General features: G+C 69.6%; 14 protein-coding genes and 1 pseudogene. 11 read left to right on the plus strand and 4 right to left on the minus strand.

What is annotated here, in order from left to right:
• Positions 1–175 precede the first annotated feature (175 nt).
• From DLJ47_RS29410 to DLJ47_RS35990, 3 genes and pseudogenes are all read left to right on the plus strand, one after another.
• Positions 176–1,024 (plus strand): annotated as a pseudogene (locus tag DLJ47_RS29410) (IS5 family transposase).
• Positions 1,025–1,171: 147 nt separating this feature from the next.
• On the plus strand, positions 1,172–1,831 hold the full coding sequence (locus DLJ47_RS29415) for a DUF1345 domain-containing protein (protein ID WP_233258078.1): 660 nt from the start codon (positions 1,172–1,174) through the stop codon (positions 1,829–1,831).
• A gap of 611 nt (positions 1,832–2,442) precedes the next feature.
• Positions 2,443–2,853 (plus strand): STAS domain-containing protein, encoded by a 411-nt coding sequence (locus DLJ47_RS35990; protein ID WP_158289908.1) that lies wholly within the window; start codon positions 2,443–2,445, stop codon positions 2,851–2,853.
• 87 nt (positions 2,854–2,940) lie between these two features.
• On the opposite strand, the gene DLJ47_RS29425 is transcribed toward DLJ47_RS35990, so the two are convergent.
• Entirely contained in the window at positions 2,941–3,831 is an 891-nt protein-coding gene (locus DLJ47_RS29425; protein ID WP_109904831.1) for a hypothetical protein, read from the minus strand.
• Between the two features lie 328 nt (positions 3,832–4,159).
• Here DLJ47_RS29425 and DLJ47_RS37225 point away from each other — a divergent pair, with 328 nt between their 5' ends.
• Positions 4,160–4,567 carry a DUF2267 domain-containing protein gene (locus tag DLJ47_RS37225; protein ID WP_231928725.1) on the plus strand — a complete coding sequence of 136 codons (408 nt, stop codon included), beginning with the start codon at positions 4,160–4,162 and terminating at the stop codon, positions 4,565–4,567.
• A gap of 325 nt (positions 4,568–4,892) precedes the next feature.
• The gene (locus DLJ47_RS29435) at positions 4,893–5,909 is read left to right on the plus strand and encodes a glycosyltransferase family 4 protein (RefSeq protein ID WP_109904851.1); all 1,017 of its coding nucleotides are present in this window, start codon (positions 4,893–4,895) and stop codon (positions 5,907–5,909) included.
• Positions 5,910–5,987: 78 nt separating this feature from the next.
• Here DLJ47_RS29435 and DLJ47_RS29440 read toward each other — a convergent pair whose 3' ends face one another.
• Positions 5,988–7,616 carry an MFS transporter gene (locus DLJ47_RS29440; protein ID WP_109904833.1) on the minus strand — a complete coding sequence of 543 codons (1,629 nt, stop codon included), beginning with the start codon at positions 7,614–7,616 and terminating at the stop codon, positions 5,988–5,990.
• The gene (locus tag DLJ47_RS29445; protein WP_109904835.1) at positions 7,610–8,305 is read right to left on the minus strand and encodes an SDR family oxidoreductase; all 696 of its coding nucleotides are present in this window, start codon (positions 8,303–8,305) and stop codon (positions 7,610–7,612) included. Before DLJ47_RS29445 ends, DLJ47_RS29440 begins: the two co-directional genes overlap by 7 nt.
• Positions 8,306–8,682: 377 nt before the next feature.
• Here DLJ47_RS29445 and DLJ47_RS29450 point away from each other — a divergent pair, with 377 nt between their 5' ends.
• From DLJ47_RS29450 to DLJ47_RS29470, 5 genes are all read left to right on the plus strand, one after another.
• The gene (locus tag DLJ47_RS29450; RefSeq protein ID WP_233258079.1) at positions 8,683–9,465 is read left to right on the plus strand and encodes an SRPBCC family protein; all 783 of its coding nucleotides are present in this window, start codon (positions 8,683–8,685) and stop codon (positions 9,463–9,465) included.
• A gap of 11 nt (positions 9,466–9,476) precedes the next feature.
• Positions 9,477–10,652 (plus strand): zinc-dependent alcohol dehydrogenase, encoded by a 1,176-nt coding sequence (locus DLJ47_RS29455; RefSeq protein ID WP_109904839.1) that lies wholly within the window; start codon positions 9,477–9,479, stop codon positions 10,650–10,652.
• Between the two features lie 319 nt (positions 10,653–10,971).
• Positions 10,972–11,259, plus strand: coding sequence for a hypothetical protein (locus DLJ47_RS29460; RefSeq protein WP_233258080.1), 288 nt, complete (start codon positions 10,972–10,974; stop codon positions 11,257–11,259).
• A gap of 93 nt (positions 11,260–11,352) precedes the next feature.
• Positions 11,353–12,723 (plus strand): cytochrome ubiquinol oxidase subunit I, encoded by a 1,371-nt coding sequence (locus DLJ47_RS29465; protein WP_109904841.1) that lies wholly within the window; start codon positions 11,353–11,355, stop codon positions 12,721–12,723.
• The gene (locus tag DLJ47_RS29470) at positions 12,720–13,739 is read left to right on the plus strand and encodes a cytochrome d ubiquinol oxidase subunit II (RefSeq protein ID WP_109904843.1); all 1,020 of its coding nucleotides are present in this window, start codon (positions 12,720–12,722) and stop codon (positions 13,737–13,739) included. The genes DLJ47_RS29465 and DLJ47_RS29470 overlap by 4 nt, the downstream gene beginning before the upstream one ends.
• Positions 13,740–13,955: 216 nt before the next feature.
• On the opposite strand, the gene DLJ47_RS29475 is transcribed toward DLJ47_RS29470, so the two are convergent.
• On the minus strand, positions 13,956–14,483 hold the full coding sequence (locus tag DLJ47_RS29475; protein WP_109904845.1) for a 2'-5' RNA ligase family protein: 528 nt from the start codon (positions 14,481–14,483) through the stop codon (positions 13,956–13,958).
• Between the two features lie 353 nt (positions 14,484–14,836).
• Here DLJ47_RS29475 and DLJ47_RS29480 point away from each other — a divergent pair, with 353 nt between their 5' ends.
• Entirely contained in the window at positions 14,837–15,358 is a 522-nt protein-coding gene (locus DLJ47_RS29480) for a hypothetical protein (RefSeq protein WP_109904847.1), read from the plus strand.
• Positions 15,359–15,647: the final 289 nt, after the last annotated feature.

Below are 15,647 nucleotides of genomic sequence, written 5' to 3' on the forward strand. Positions count from 1 at the left end.
CTTGTTGTTCGCGTCCTTGCCAGGGAACCGAAGGATCATCAGACGGTGGCCGGCTTCCGTCTCCACGACACGCCGGATCCACAAAGGACTATCTCGGCGGCCGAGACGCCAGGGGTTAAAGAACAAGCTAAGAACTCCTAACAGAATGATCTAGGCGAACGTGGCTCTGTCCCTGATGGATGATCAACTACAGTGGTCGTCCGTGAGGCGAGGTGAGCAGCCGCCGTGGATCGTCTCGGACGACCTGTGGGCAGAGATCGAGCCGTTGCTGCCGCCTCGCCCGCCTCGTCGGCGGCGCTATCCCGGTCGCAAGCCGCTTGATGACCGGAAGGTGTTGTGCGGGATCTTGTTCGTGCTCTACACCGGGATCCCGTGGGAGTACCTGCCCCAGGAGTTGGGGTTCGGATCAGGCATGACCTGCTGGCGCCGGCTACGGGACTGCAACGACGCCGGCGTGTGGCAGCGACTGCACGAGGTCCTGCTGGGCAAGCTACGGGCCGCCGGTCAACTGGACATGTCCCGGGCGGTGATCGACGGCTCCCACATCCGGGCGCTCAATGGGGGCCCAAAACCGGCCCGAGCCCGGTCGACCGCCGCAAGCCAGGCTCGAAACACCACGTCCTCACCGACGCGGGCGGCATCCCCCTCGCCGCGACCCTGACCGGCGGCAACCGCCACGACCCAACTGCTGCCCCTGATCGACAAGATCCCACCCACCAGAGGCATCCGAGGACGACCCCGACAACGACCGAAGCAGCTCTACCCCGACCGCGGCTACGACTTCGACACCTACCGCCGTCAGCTGCGAGCCAAGGGCATCACCCCGGTCATCGCCCGACGCGGCACCGACCACGGCTCCGGCCACGGCACCCGACGTTGGGTAGTCGAGCAGACCATCGCCCTGCTGCACTGGTTCCGCCGCCTACGCATCCGCTGGGAGATCCGCGACGACATCCACGAAGCCTTCCTCACCCTCGCCTGCGCCATCATCTGCTGGCGACGACTCCGACAGTCAAAGAGTTAGGAGTTCTAAGACGCCAGGGCCTTTGGCGGATGAAGGTCAGCCAAGGCCCGAGCGTGGATGGACGACTCGCCACCCTCGATGCAGCCCGATCCGGTGATCGCTCGGGGATTCCCCTGCGCGACCCGGTCGAGGCGGGACGCTGAACGGGTGGAGCAGCGATCGGGACGACCGGCGCTGGGACGCCTGCTGTCCGTCGGGCGTGCCCTGTGGTCGCTGGCCGTCGGTGTCGTTGCTGGGACGGCCACCGCGCTGGTTGGGGCGCCGGAGCTGACGCCGCTGGTGATCTGGACGATCGCGGCGGGCACGGTCCTCGTCTGGGTGTGGCGGGCCTGCTGGTCGGCGAGCCCACAGCGTACCGAGCGGCTTGCCGAGGCGGAGCAGCACTCCCGGTCCACCGACTCGGCGATCCTGATCGCATCCGCTATTAGCCTCGCCGCCGTGGCCGAGGCGCTCGTCCGCGCCTCGAACCGGCACGACGCAGTGGCTGTCACGCTGGTGATCCTCAGCGTCGTCGCGGTGGTCCTGGCGTGGGCGCTGGTGAACACGGTTTTCGCGTTCAAGTACGCCCGGCTGTACTACCGTGACGACGGCAGTGGCATCGACTTCAAGCGGGAAGATCCACCGGCGTACGCCGACTTCGCGTACATCGCCTTCACGGTCGGCATGTCCTACGGCCCGGGCGAGAACGAACCGACGAGTAACCACATGCGCCGGATCGCGCTCGGGCACGCGCTGCTCTCGTACGCCTTCGGAACCGGCATCCTGGCCGTCGCCGTCAACCTGGTCACCAACCTTGGTCAGTCATGACCCCACCGAGCGCCGGCTGTTCGAGATCGAGCTTCATCATCACCCACTCGATGACGCTGGACGACGCCCGCGGCAGACGAACGCGCTGGTCGCGCCGGGAGGGGTCGATGGTGCCCAGGCGGATCGCCACTCAGACCGGCCGGGACGCGCCCACGTGACCGCGAGCGGAACGGATGAGAGTGCACGACGACGGTCGCCGCCGGCAGGAAAGTCGTTTGATGACCACGAGGATGGCCCTGGTGGTCGCGGTGGCCCTAGTTGTCACAGCAGGCCTGCTGGCCGGCGTGCTGGTCCAGCGTCGGGCCGATGGTCGTCGCTACCGTTGGCTGCTCGCGCCGCTGTACCGCGCATCCCGGCACCCCCGCCGCCGCCGTGCTGCTTCTTGCGGCGCTGTACGTGGGAAGCCGCGCGTACCCCGGCGCGGGACACCGAATCGTCCGGCGCGTCGTCGTGGTGCTGTTGATCGCGAGCGCGGCGTGGCTGGTGCTGCGCGCCCTGCACGTCGCCGGGAGGTCGCGTTCAGCCGACTTCCGGGCCAGACGCGGGCCGACCGCCGGGTCCGACGCGCCCACACCCAGATCCGACCGGTACGGCGCCTCACCCCGGTCGCGGTGACGGTCGCGGCCATCGGCCTGACCCTCAGCACCTTCCCGCCCCTGCGAAGCATCGGGCTGTCCGTGCTCACCTCGGCGGGTGTCGTCGGCGCGCTGCTCGGCCTGTCCGCGCGCACCGCCCTCGGCAACGCCTTCGCCGGCATCCAGGTCGCCTTCGCCGACGCAGCCAACCCGCTAGGGGACGTCATGCAGGGCGCGATCGCCCGCGCGCCCCGCGTCCAGGTCGACTTGGCGAGGGTCAGCTTCATCGACTCCACCGTGCTGAACGCATTTGTCAACGCCCACGGCCGTGCCTCCGACAGGGGCCTCAGCCTCGCCCTGGTCAATCCCACCGGCCATGTCCGGCGCGTGCTGTCGATGACCGGGATCCTGGCACTGCTCAGCACGCCCGACATCGGCGACTACTAGATCCGGTGCACCGACTTCTCCCGGTCGTTTCATAAAGCATCGGCAACCCGACGCTATTTAGCGTTCAGGCACCACGGCGGACGCCGATCAGCTCTGCGGCTGTTGCCCCTGCTGTCCTACCAGCCGCGCCGTGACGTGCCTCAGCGGTTGGCTGTTGTTGACGATCTTCTTCATCTGTTGCCACGCCGCTCGGGCCGGAGATCCGCCCCTCACGCCACCCAGGCCCCCCGCACCGCCGCCAGCCGCCGCCCGCTGGTTCTGAGCCAGTTGCTGCGTGGTCTGCCCGAGCTGTTGACCGACCCGCTGGGTGGCCTGCTGCAGTGTCTGCGACAGCGGCCCATGGGGTCCCAGCGCCTCCTGCGCCGTCTGCCCGACGTGGTCGAGCGTCCGCGCTAGCGGCCCCTGCGGCCCGAGCACCTGCTGAGCTGTCTGCCCGACCTGGTTCACGGCGGTGTCCACCGTCTTCACCACCGACTCGATGATCTGAGGGTTGCGCTCGATGGTGCGCAGGGCGCTGTCGAGAATGCCGCGGAGCTCTTCGAGGCGAACCTCGAGCATCGCCTCGGCCTCAACGCCTTTGATGTCGATCTTCACCGTGCCGAGATGCGCCTGAACGCCCACGTCGAGTTGGAGCAGGCTACCCAGCCGGGCTCGCAGTGAGACGGAGGCGTCCAGGTTGTCGACCTCGACGTAGATCTGTTCGACCTTGACCTGCGGGATCTGGAGGACGACGTCTGGGTCTGACATGGTCTTGCTGCTGTGCCCGCCAGCCGGCTGGGGAACGTCGTGCTCACCACGCTTGGTGGCGGCGGGGCGGTTGCCGGGCTCGGCACCCGTTGGCTCGCCGCCGGGACCGAGGTTCTGGCCCCGACCGGCGACCTCCGCGCCCTCCTCGGCGTCGCGCTGCCGATCGACCTGCTCGCGCTGTTCCAGGGGCGACTCCCGTGCGCCCGTGTTCCGGCTCTCCGGTTCGGCCATCCCGCACTCCTCGGGCCTCGCCTCGCATGCGGACCGAATGGAGCCCACCATCGGTATGTGGCTCGGGCCCTCGGCCCACCCCCTCGGACCGGGTCGCGGTCTACCCGTGTCCCGACGCATCAAACGGCTCAGAGGTGCGGCCAAGGAGACGGCGGTCCTCCTGCTGTCCGTCTTCTACGCCATCACCAGCGCCGGCCTGTACCAGCTTCGGGTGACCCACCGGATCACCCACCGCCCGCCCCACTCCGCGCCTGAGGGCGGGCGAATCGCCGTTTCACCCCGGCGGGCGCGGGTACCCGCCGCAATCCGGTTGGAGAGGGGATCCGAGGTGAACTACACCGAGTTCATCCAGTCCGTGGCCGCGCGACCGAAGGTTCCGCCGGGGCAGGCGGAACCGATCACCCGCGCCACGCTCGAGACGTTGGCAGAACGGATCACTGGCGGCCAGGCGAGGGATCTCGCCTCCCAGCTCCCTGAGGAGCTACGAGGCCTGGTGCGTAGGCCCACCGAAGATCCGGAACGGTTCGGGCTCGCCGAGTTCTTCGGACGGGTGCAGTCACGGGCAGGGGTGGATCGCCAGGCGGCCACCGACGGAGCACAGGCCGTGCTGGATACCCTTCGCGAGTCGGCCAGCGCCAAGGAGTACGGGGACCTTGTCGACCAGTTGCCCCAGGAGTTCTGGCAGTTGACCGGGCCGGGGACGGGACGGCTCGAGCCCCGCCGGGTCGGCACCTAGCTAAGGCGCGCGGACCCCAGAAAGCTCGGGCGGTAGCGGCGCCGGAAGAATCGGCGGATCATCGGCTTGATGCTGTCCGGCTCGGCACCGTCCTCGGGTCAGTCAACCTGATCACCACATACGCCACTCGGGATGACCACGTTCCGGCTGCGGCCTGCCTACACAGCATCCCTGCACCGGGGAAGCCGACAACATCTTCTGTCGGCGATGGGAAACGACAGCACGACACACGGGGAACTCCACGCCAGTGGATCAACGGGAGGACATGGTGAGCACCAACCACCGGCTGGCCGACCGCTCGCAGCAGCGGCCGCTGCGGGTCGCGATGGTGCTCCCGCCCTGGCTTTCGGTGCCCCCACCAGGTTACGGCGGGGTGGAGCACCTAGTGGCCGGACTCGTGGACACGCTGGTCGATCGGGGTCACCAGGTAACCATGTTCGGGGCCGGGCGGCAGCACGGCACCGCCGCCGAATTCATCTCGACGGTACCCGAACTGCAGTACGAGCGGCTCGGCGAGGCGCTGCCCGAGCTGGCCCACGCGACCCGGGTCACCCACCTGATCAGCGCGGCCGACTTCGACGTCATCCACGACCACACCACCATCGGCCCAATGATCGCCGGCCGGCACTCCGTGCCCACCGTGGCGACCGTGCACGGCAACCCGGTTGGCGAGTACGGCGACGTGCTTAGCCACATTGACCAGGGCGTCGCCCTGGTCGCCATCTCGCACGCCCAGCGGCGGCTGAACCCGCGGCTGCCCTGGGTCGGCGCCGTGCACAACGCGATGGACCTCGCCGGCATCCCCCGCAAGACGGCGCCCGGCCGCGGGCCGGTGCTCTGGCTGGCCCGCTTCAGCCCTGACAAGGGACCGGACGTTGCCATCCGGGCGTGCCGGGCCGCCGGCCTGCCGCTGATGCTGGTTGGCAAGTGCAAAGAGCCGATCGAAAGCCGCTACTACGACGAGGTCATCCGGCCGCTGCTCGGCGAAGACGTCACGGTGGTGTTCAACGCCGACCGGGAGGCCGTGCTGCAGCTGCTGGTCGACGCCCGCTGCCTGATCATGCCCATCCAGTGGGAGGAGCCCTTCGGCATGGCCATGCTGGAGGCCATGGCGACCGGCACCCCAGTGGTCGCGTTCAACCGCGGCGCCGTTCCGGAACTCGTCCGACCCGGCCTGACCGGCCTGGTCTGCGAGGCCGACGAGGAACTGCCGGCGGCGCTGCACGAGGCGACCACCCTCGACCCGGCGGCCTGCGTCGCCCACGTGGCGGAGAACTTCTCCACGCAGCGGATGGCCCGCGGCTACGAGGCGATCTACCAACGCGCTGCCGGGAATATCTAGGACGATGGGCTCAGAGGTAACCGAAACGGGGACGGCCTCGGCATCCGTCGGCGGTGGCCGCCGGCCGCCCGGGGCGGCTCATGGCTCCTCCCGCTCGGTCAACATAGGCCCGGCCGGCAGCAGGTGTCGCACCTCCGGTTCGCCGTCGGCGAGTTCTTTCGCCCGTTCCTCCGCCTCCTGGTCGGCTCCCGTCAGCCGACCGCCGTGCTGGCGCAGGTGCTCGTCCCAGGACGGCACCAGGTAGACCTCGACCAGGCGGTCCCGGCATTCGCCCTCCCGGAAAAGCCCCCAGCGCATCGCCCCGGTGCGCTGCCGCGAGCCGCGTACAAGATCCATCGCCTTTATGAAATCCTGCTCCCGCTCCGGCCGCACGATATAAGCCACCAGCACCAGCACCGGGCCCACCCGGGGGTCCGGTTCGAGGGCGAGTTCCCGCAGTGGGGGCAGGTAGACCGTCGGGTCCTTCGTCACCTCGCGCAGCTCGGGCAGCGGCCAGATCTGGCTCGTCACGCCACCGACAAGCATCAACGCGCCCGCCGCGAGCAACGCGGCGACCAGTCCGACGGTGTCGGCGACCACGCCCCAGACGAACGCGCCGACGGCCTGCCCGCCGCCCTGGACCACCTGGTAGACGGCTAGTCCGCGGGCGCGTACCCAGCCCGGCAGGAAGAGCTGGATCTCGGCGTTGATGCTGGCGAGCACGGTCACCCAGGCCACCCCGGCCGGCAGCAGGGCGACCAGCGCCACCGGCACGACCTGGACCGACGCCACCGCGATCAGCGACCCGCCGTATAGCGCCCCGGCCACCAGCAGGAACTGGTTGGGCGACATCCGGGTCCGGACCCACGGCAGGAGCAGGCCGCCCAGGATGGCGCCCACTCCGAGGGCGCCCAACAGTAGGCCGTACCCGCTGGCGTTCATGCCGAGCCTTCGGTTGGCCACCAGCGGCAGCAGCGCCCAGAGCGCGCTGGCCGGAATCACGAAGACCAGCGCGCGTCGGAGCAGCCGGCGGACGATCGGTGAGTGCCGCACGTAGCGACCGCCGGCGCGCAGCGCGGCGGTGAACGGCTCCGGCACCTCGACGGCCCGGGCGTTGGCGGGTCGCCAGCGGACCAGCGCTAGCGCGAAGACCAGAAACGCCACGGCGTTGAGGGCGAAGACCGGAGCCACCCCCACTTTGGCGATCAACACACCGGCCGCGGCCGGGCCGATGGCCCGGGCCACGTTGACGCTGATCGAGCCGAGCGCGGAAGCAGACCGCAACTGTTCGCGTGGCACCAGCTGGGGGATCACCGCCGCCCAGGCGGGCAGGGTGAGCGCCTGCCCTGCGCCGAACGCGAAGGTGAGGGTGAGCAGCAGTGCCGGCGGCATCCGGCCGGTCGCGGTGAGCACGGTCAGCGCCCCGGCCACCGCGACCAGGAACAGCTGTACCGAGATCAGCAGGTGCCGCCGGTCCAAGGCGTCCGCGAGCGCGCCGGCCGGTAACGCCAGCAGCAGCATCGGCAGCAGGCTGGCTGTCTGGACTAGGGCGACCAGCGTCGAGGCGTTCGGTTGGTGGATCAGCAGCCACTGCGCGCCGACGGTCTGCATCCAGGTGCCGATGTTGGCGGCGAGCAGGGCGAGCCAGAGGTTGCGGTAGACCGCCGTCCGCAGCGGTGACCACGCCGTGACGGGAGCCTCGGCGGGGATGCCTCCGGGCGTCACCACCGCCCGTCCGCGCGCAGCACGCGCTCACCGGAGACGTAGAGGTCATCGGGGGCGAGCAGAAGCAGCCGTACGACCTCCCCGGCTACCTCCTCCGGCCGCGCGTAGATCTGGTCCAGGAACTCGTCTCCGACCCGCTCCTGGAGCTGGGTGGGCATCGGCCCGGGATGCAGCTGCATCACCTTGATCCGGTTGCTGTGCTGCGCCTCGGCCAGCGACTCGACCAGGCTGGTGCCGTAGCTCTTCGTGGCGCTGTAGACCGGGATGCCGGGTCGAGGCCGGGTCACCGCCATCGCGCCGATGTACACCACGTTGCCGTAGCCCTGCCGGCGCAGGTGGTACAGCGCCTCCTTAAGTACGTACGTCGTGCCGAGCGCGTTGACCTCCACCGCCCGCCGGATGTGCTGCGGGCTGAGGCTCTCCAGGTCGCCGCCCGCCCACACCGAGGCGCAGGTGGCCACCCCGTCGATGGTGCCGTACATGTCGACCACGCTTGCGAATCCGTCCCGCACCTGCTCGTAGGAGGAGACATCGCAGACGGCGCCGACACAACCGAGGTCATTGGTCACCGCGACAACCTCGTCCGGCCGGTCGCTGAAGACGGTAACCCGGTGCTCGTGCACGAGCAGACGGGCCGCCGCCAGCCCGAGACCGCTGGTGCCACCGATCACCACCAGGTTTCTGGCAACCATGTCCCTCCAATCGCGTCGCACGAGAGCGGATGTGACTTCCCGCTCGGGCCGGCTCCACACCCCGAGCTGCTGCTCCGAATGCGGCTGTTGCGTCCCGCGTGCGTGAACGCTGCGATTTCGGGAAGGCCCGCCCCGGGTCGGCAAGTAGGGCGACCGCCGCCGGATTGAAGTGAGGACAGATGGGCCGGAAAAGCACAACGGGTCTCCGGTCGGTGACGGACACTCTCGGCATCGAACGAGAGACTCCGGACCGTCGATCGCAAGGGATGGCGAGGTTCCTGGGCTGGTTCAGTCTTGGCCTGGGGGCGGCCTCCGTCGGGGCACGACAACGGGTCAGCCGACTCTGCGGCATCGACGACTCTCGGACCGCGCAGACCGTGCTGCAGATCGCCGGTATGCGCGAGTTCGGCCACGCTGCGGCGCTGCTGATACCGCGCCGGGCCGGGTGGGGGGCGTGGACGCGGGTCGCCGGCGACATCATGGACCTGGCCGTGTGTGGTCAGGCGATGCGGAACCGCTGCGGCGAACGCCGGCGGCGCCTGATGTACGCGACCGGAGCGGTCGCCGGCATCACCGCCGTCGACCTCTATACGGCGCTTCGTACCACTCGGGCCCGACCGATGAACGCCGGCAACCGGGTACACGCCTCGGTGACGGTCAACCGCAGCGTCGAGCAGGCATACCGGTTCTGGCACGACTTCGAGAATCTGCCGCGTTTCATGTACCACCTGCAGTCGGTGCGGGCGATCAGCGACCGGCGGTCGCGCTGGACGGCCAAGGCGCCGGCGGGCAGGAGTGTCGAGTGGGAGGCCGAGGTCGTTGCCGACCGCCCCAACGAGTTGATCATGTGGCGTTCGGTCGAGGGCTCGAAGGTACCCAACTCCGGCTCGGTGCGCTTCCAGCCAGCAACCGGGGGACGCGGCACCGAGGTGCGGGTGGACCTGGAGTTTTCGGCGCCCGGCCGCAGGTTGGGCGCGATGGTCGCCAAGGCTTTCGGCGAGAACCCGCAGCAGCAGGTCTGCGACGACCTCCGGCGGTTCAAGCAGGTGATCGAGACGGGCGAGATCGTCCGATCTGACGGCAGCCCGCAGGGCACCAGCATGCAGCAGCAGGCGAAGCAGCGGGCGGCGCGGCCGCTGGCGACGCCGCGGGTCAGTTGAGGAGGAAATCGATGAAAGCCAACTGCTGGATCGCCCCGAACAACGTGGCCGTCGAAGACGTTTCCGACCCGCAGATCCTCAACCCCCGGGACGCCGTCGTGCGGGTGAGCTCGGCGGCGATCTGCGGCTCCGACCTGCACCTGCTCGACGGCTTCATCCCGGCCATGAAGAAGGGCGACATCCTCGGGCACGAATTCATGGGCGAGATTGTGGAGCTCGGCCCGGGCGTACGCGACGGGCTGAACATCGGCGACCGCGTGGTGGTCGGCTTCCCCATAGCCTGTGGCAACTGCATGACCTGTCAACGGGGCCTGTACTCCATCTGCGAGAACTCGAACCCGAATGCCGCGATAGCCGAGGTGGCGATGGGCCACTCGCCCGCCGGGATCTTCGGCTACTCGCACCTCATGGGCGGCTACGCGGGCGGACAGGCCCAGTACGTGCGGGTGCCGTTCGCCGATGTCGGGGCACTTAAAATCGAGGACGACCTGCCGGACGAGAAGGTGCTCTTCCTGTCCGACGTGCTGCCGACCGGGTACATGGCCGCCGAGATGTGCGACATCAAGCCCGGGGACACTGTCGCCATCTGGGGTGCCGGGCCGGTCGGCCAGTTCGCCGCCGTCAGCGCGTACCTGCTCGGGGCGGAACGGGTCATCGTCATCGACCGCTTCCCGTACCGGCTGCAGATGGCGCGGACGAAGGCGGGCGCGGAGACGATCAACTACGAGGAGACCGACGTCATGGACGCGCTGCGGGACATGACGGCCGGCCGCGGGCCGGACGCGTGCATCGACGCGGTCGGCATGGAGGGGCACCACCCGTCCGCTGCGCTGCACGCCTACGACCGGGCCAAGCAGGCGATGAAGGTGGAGACGGACCGCCCACACGCGCTCCGCGAGGCGGTGCTGAGCTGCCGCAACGGCGGGACCATCTCGGCGATCGGCGCGTACGGCGGCTTCATCGACAAGTTCCCGATGGGGTCGTTCATGAACCGGTCCCTGACCATGCGGTCGGGACAGGCCCACGTGCAGCGCTACATGCGGCCGTTGCTGGAACGGATCCGCAAGGGCGAGATCGATCCGAGCTTCATCATCACCCACACGATGCAACTGCACGACGCTCCCCGCGGCTACGACATCTTCAAGAACAAGCAGGAGGATTGCGTGAAGGTCGTGCTCAAGCCTTGACCCTCTCTCCGCCTTCGCGGACGGAGATTCCCTCGGACGCTACGCGTGGAACAGCGCCCGGCGTCCGGATGGCTTCCTGCTCCCTGCAGCCCGCCGCCCTAGCTCCGTAGCGGGCGCGGCTGATCACGGTGACCTCCTCGCCACCCGAGCCCCGGGCGGCGGCGCCGCGTGCCGCGGCCGCCGGGGGACTTCGGCCGGTCGCGATGTACGCCCGGCGATCGGCCGTCTCGTGACACGCTGCCGTGGGGGACGACCCGGACGGGAGCGGAAGTAATGACCATCGATGCCGCAGTGAACGGCAGCTGATGGTCCGAGCGGGGTGGTCGGCAGGGTTCAGATCCACGTCGACCACACCGCCAACCTGGACGACCTGCGCGTCGAGGCGCAGCGCCTGATCGAGTCGTCGCCGCTGTGGGACCGGCACCAGTGGGTGCTCCAGATGGTCGATGCCAACCCGCAGACCGTCGTCATCCAGCTCCAGGCTTCCGCCGCCGACGGGCCGAGCGCCTGGGACCTCCGCTGCGACCTGCGCGAGGCGATGGTTCGCTACCTGCGGGAGAACCACCCGCAGTGGCTGCCCCGCACCCGCAGCGAGTACAAGCCCTGATTCCGCGCCCGGGATGCGGCATTCGCGTTGCCGACCAGCAGCCGGGCCGTTAGACCACCATGGGGCTGACACGCAACGAAGGTGGGGAACCCGATGCTGGTTGACCTGCTCGCCCAGGACGCCGCACCGGGAGACCTCATGGCGGCGCGGGTGCAGATGGCCCTGTCCCTGGGCTGGCACATCGTGATCGCCTCGTTCGGCGTCGGCATGCCGGCGGTCACCGTCTTCGCCGAGTGGCGCGGGCTGCGCACCGGGGACCCGACCTTCACCGGGCTGGCGCGCCGCTGGGCCAAGGCGATGGGCGTGCTGTTCGCGGTCGGCGCGGTGTCGGGGACCATCCTGTCGTTCGAGATGGGGCTGCTCTGGCCCGGCCTGATGGGCCGCTTCGGCGACGTGATCGGCCTGCCGTTCGCGATGGAGGGCATCGCGTTCTTCGTCGAGGCGATCTTCGTCGGGATCTACCTGTACGCCTGGGACCGGGTGTCACCCCGGGTGCACCTGCTCTCCGGACTGCCGGTCTGTGTCGCGGGCGTGGCGTCCGCGTTCTTCGTGGTGTCGGCGAACGCCTGGATGAACCAGCCCCGCGGCTTCGACCTGGTCTCCGGCGAGGTCACCGACGTCAGGCCGTGGGAGGCGATGTTCAACCCGGCGACGCCGCCGCAGACCGTGCACATGATCGTGGCGGCGTTCATGGTGACCGGCTTCGGCATCTCCAGCGTCTACGCGGTGGCCCTGCTGCGCGGACGCCGGGACCGCTACCACCGGCTCGGCTTCGCCATCCCGTTCACCGTCGCCGCGGTGCTTTCCCCGGTGCAGGTGGTGGTCGGCGACTGGGCCGCGCACTTCGTCGGGGAGTACCAGCCCACCAAGCTCGCCGCGATGGAGGGGCTGGCCCGCACCCAGGCCGGCGCGCCGCTCTCGCTCGGCGGCGTCTACGTCGATGGCGAACTGCGGTATGCCGTCGAGGTCCCCAACGCCCTGTCCTTGCTGGCCAAGTGGGACCCGGACGCGGTCGTGATGGGCCTGGACCAAGTGCCCGACGACCAGGAGCCACCGGTGACGGTGGTCAAATGGGCGTTCCAGCTGATGGTGGCCATCGGCTTCGGGCTGGTGGCGCTCTCCGCCTGGTGGGCGCTTGCGTGGTGGCGGCGTCGGGGTCCGCCGCGCTCGCCGTGGTTCCTGCGGGCCGCCGCCCTGTCCGGGGTCGCCGCCGCCGTCGCGGTCGAGGCCGGCTGGGTCGTCACCGAGGTGGGGCGGCAACCCTGGATCGTCTACGGCGTGCTGCGCACCGCCGAGGCGGTAAATCCGGCGCCGGGCCTGGCCACCGGCCTGGCCCTGGTCGCCGCCGTCTACGCGGTGCTCACCGTCGCCACCGTCGCGGTGCTGTGGCGGATGGCCCGGCACCGCGACGAGCCGATCGCTCCGCAGGAGGGCGTACCCGAACCGGTGGACAGCCGTCGATGACCGTCGCTGACGTCCTGCTCGGGGTGCTGCTGGGCGGTCTGACGCTCTACACCCTGCTCGCCGGCGCGGACTTCGGCGCCGGGATCTGGGACCTCCTCGCCGGCGGGGCGCGCCGCGGCGCAGCCCGCCGGGAACTGATCGCGCACTCGATCGGCCCGGTGTGGGAGGCCAACCACGTCTGGCTGATCCTGGTGATCACCCTGTTCTGGACCACCTTTCCGCCCGCGTTCGCCGCGTTCGCCTCCACCCTTTACATCCCGCTGACCCTGGCCGCGCTGGGCATCATCGGTCGTGGCGCGGCCTTCGCTTTCCGCAAGGCCAGTCACACCCTCACCGAGCAACGCCTCTACGGCGCCACCTTCGCGCTCTCCTCGGTGGCCACCCCGTTCTTCCTCGGCTCCATCGTCGGCGCGGTCGCCTCCGGTCGTGTCCCACCCGGCATCGCCGAGGGTGACATCTGGCGCAGCTGGCTCAATCCCACCTCCATCTACGCCGGCCTGCTCGCGATCGGCGTGTGCGCGTACCTCGCCGCGGTCTACCTCATCCACGACGCGCGCCGCGCCGGTGCCGCCGACCTGGTGGCCCAGTTCCGCCGCCGTGCCCTGGTCACCGGCATGGTGGTGGGCGTCGGCGCGGCGGCCGGGCTGGCCGTCGTCGCCGCCGACGCGCCGGACCTCTTCGCCGATCTTCGGGGCCGGGCGCTCGCCCTGGTGCTGCTCTCGTTCGCCGCGGGGCTCGGGTCGCTGGTGCTGATCGCCGCCGGCCGCTACCGGGCGGTGCGGGTGACCGCGGCCCTCGCGGTCGCGGCCGTCCTCTGGGCCTGGGGCGCCGCCCAGTACCCAGACCTGCTGCCGCCCGACCTGACCGTCACCGAGGCGGCCGGTGATCCCACCGTGCTCGCTACGGTGCTCGCCGTCCTCGCGGTCGGAGCGCTGCTGCTGGCGCCTTCCCTGCTTTGGCTGTTCGGCATCTTCCAGCGCTCCAAGCCAGCCGCCGGCAACCCACCGCCCCGGTGAGGCTCACCCGGGAGGGCACGGCGAGTCCTCCCGCCACCGACACACGAAGTACACACCCCTGAACCTAGACAAGCGGTCCGACAGCCCATGCGGTCAAGACCAGCCCGGGAACCGGGTGGGGCAGCTGCGGCGCCCCCGGCCCGCTGCTGATCGGCCTGCCTGCCATCCCGACACCGTCCGTTCCCGTGGAAGCGGCGCGTGTGCTCGTAACAGCGGCTATGCCGCGCCGAGCCGAAACTCGCGCAGGGTGTGCCAGGAGTCGGGTTCCGGGGCCCCGGCAATGAGCCGGACCGCGTCGACGGTGGCGCGGATCGGCAGGTGGCCGGCGACAGCCTCGGCGGCTTGGGCCAGGACGTGCTTCGGGGCGTCATGGCCGATGGTCAGATGCGGTACGACGTCGGCATGGGCGCCGACATACGGCGGAGCCTCGGGGAATCGCCGCCACACGGCCGCGGTGAGTTGGCGCAACCCGCCCTCCGGCTGCGGCGAGAGCCAGACCACGGTGTCTCCGAACCACTTGACCTCCGCGAACGAGATATCGAACCGTGGTGTGGCTTCGAAGATCTCGTTCAGGGTGCCGAGCACGTCGTCGTTGATCCGGTTTGGAGGCAGGAACGGGTAGAGCACGGTCACATGAGCGGGCACTCCCCAGCTGGCCGCAATGTCCAGAGCGGACCGGAAGCGCCCCACGGCCCGCTCGGCCTCGGGCACGGCGACGATCAGCGCAGTCTCTGTCGGCTCCATCGCCACAGTTTCTGATCATCGCTCCTGACAGTCCACCGGGATTCGTGGCCAGGTAAAAGCTGCGAGACAGCTCTTACCTGCCGCACCGCTCGGTGAAGCCGTGGTGGGGATTCGGCACGGAGTCTGCGCGGGGCCGCCCCTCCAAGGTCAAGGGCGCTCCGCGTCGCTGCGCGACCGCCCTGCGGGCCGCCCTTGACCCCAGAGCCTCTGCGACCCCTCGGGCCGGCCTTGCCGGCAGGCCAAGGTCTGCCCGAGATGCGCGCGCCGCATCCCCACCACGGCCTCATCGCGACGTACGGCGTTAACCCCCGCTTGACCGTGTGGCCAGCAGGCGTTGGCCCATAATCGGGGGAATGGAGATCATCCCTGGGGTCGGCGTTGAAGCGGTGAAGATCGGTGACCCGCGCTGGGTAGTTGAGCAGAGGCTCGGGCCGCCAGTCCACGCCGGCATACACACCAGGGCCGTCTATAACTCGGTGGACCCGACGCTCGTCGTCACGTACGACCAAGACGGCGCCGTTGAACTCGTCGAAGTGGGCTATGGCGAACACGACCAGGTCTTCTTCGACGGGGTGCAGTTGACCTACCGGTTCATGGACGAGGTGATGGCCGACTTGGCAGCCAAAGGGCACCTCGGAACTCCGTCCGACATTGGGTTTGACCTGCAAGCCGGATTCGCGATCTTCTCCATGGCATCGCTGTCCGCGCACGAATTGGACCCGGATGCGCCAGACGACGATCCGCGTCGCATCGTTGAGGGCGTGGGCATCGCGCCCTACTCCTACTTCACCGACGACCAGCCGCCGTTGAACGGTACCGCCGAGGAACTCGAAGCCTGGTTGCGGAAGCGAGGGGTGCTGCCGGCAGAGGCGTGACCGCTTCAACACCGATGGTTGGGCGAGTGACCAACCGGGTGACGACGGACGCGATGCTGATGGACGGCGGTGGACCATTCGCTCAGGTAAGACCTGCTGCTCGCCCAGCTCATCGACGGCCGATCATTCGGGACGAAGAGGAGGTAGCACCGGCCGCCCCCGCGGTCAAGCCCCCGGAAGTGGTGTAACGGCTGATCTTTCGAGTTGTACTGGTTAGAAGGGTTGTGTTCCGGGCTGGTCAGTGGCGGGTTCGCTGGTTTCGGGTTGCCAGCGGCCGATGTCGTCGGGC

Origin of the sequence: Micromonospora sp. S4605, assembly GCF_003176715.1 — a bacterium.
Taxonomy (GTDB): Bacteria; Actinomycetota; Actinomycetes; order Mycobacteriales; family Micromonosporaceae; genus Micromonospora; species Micromonospora echinaurantiaca.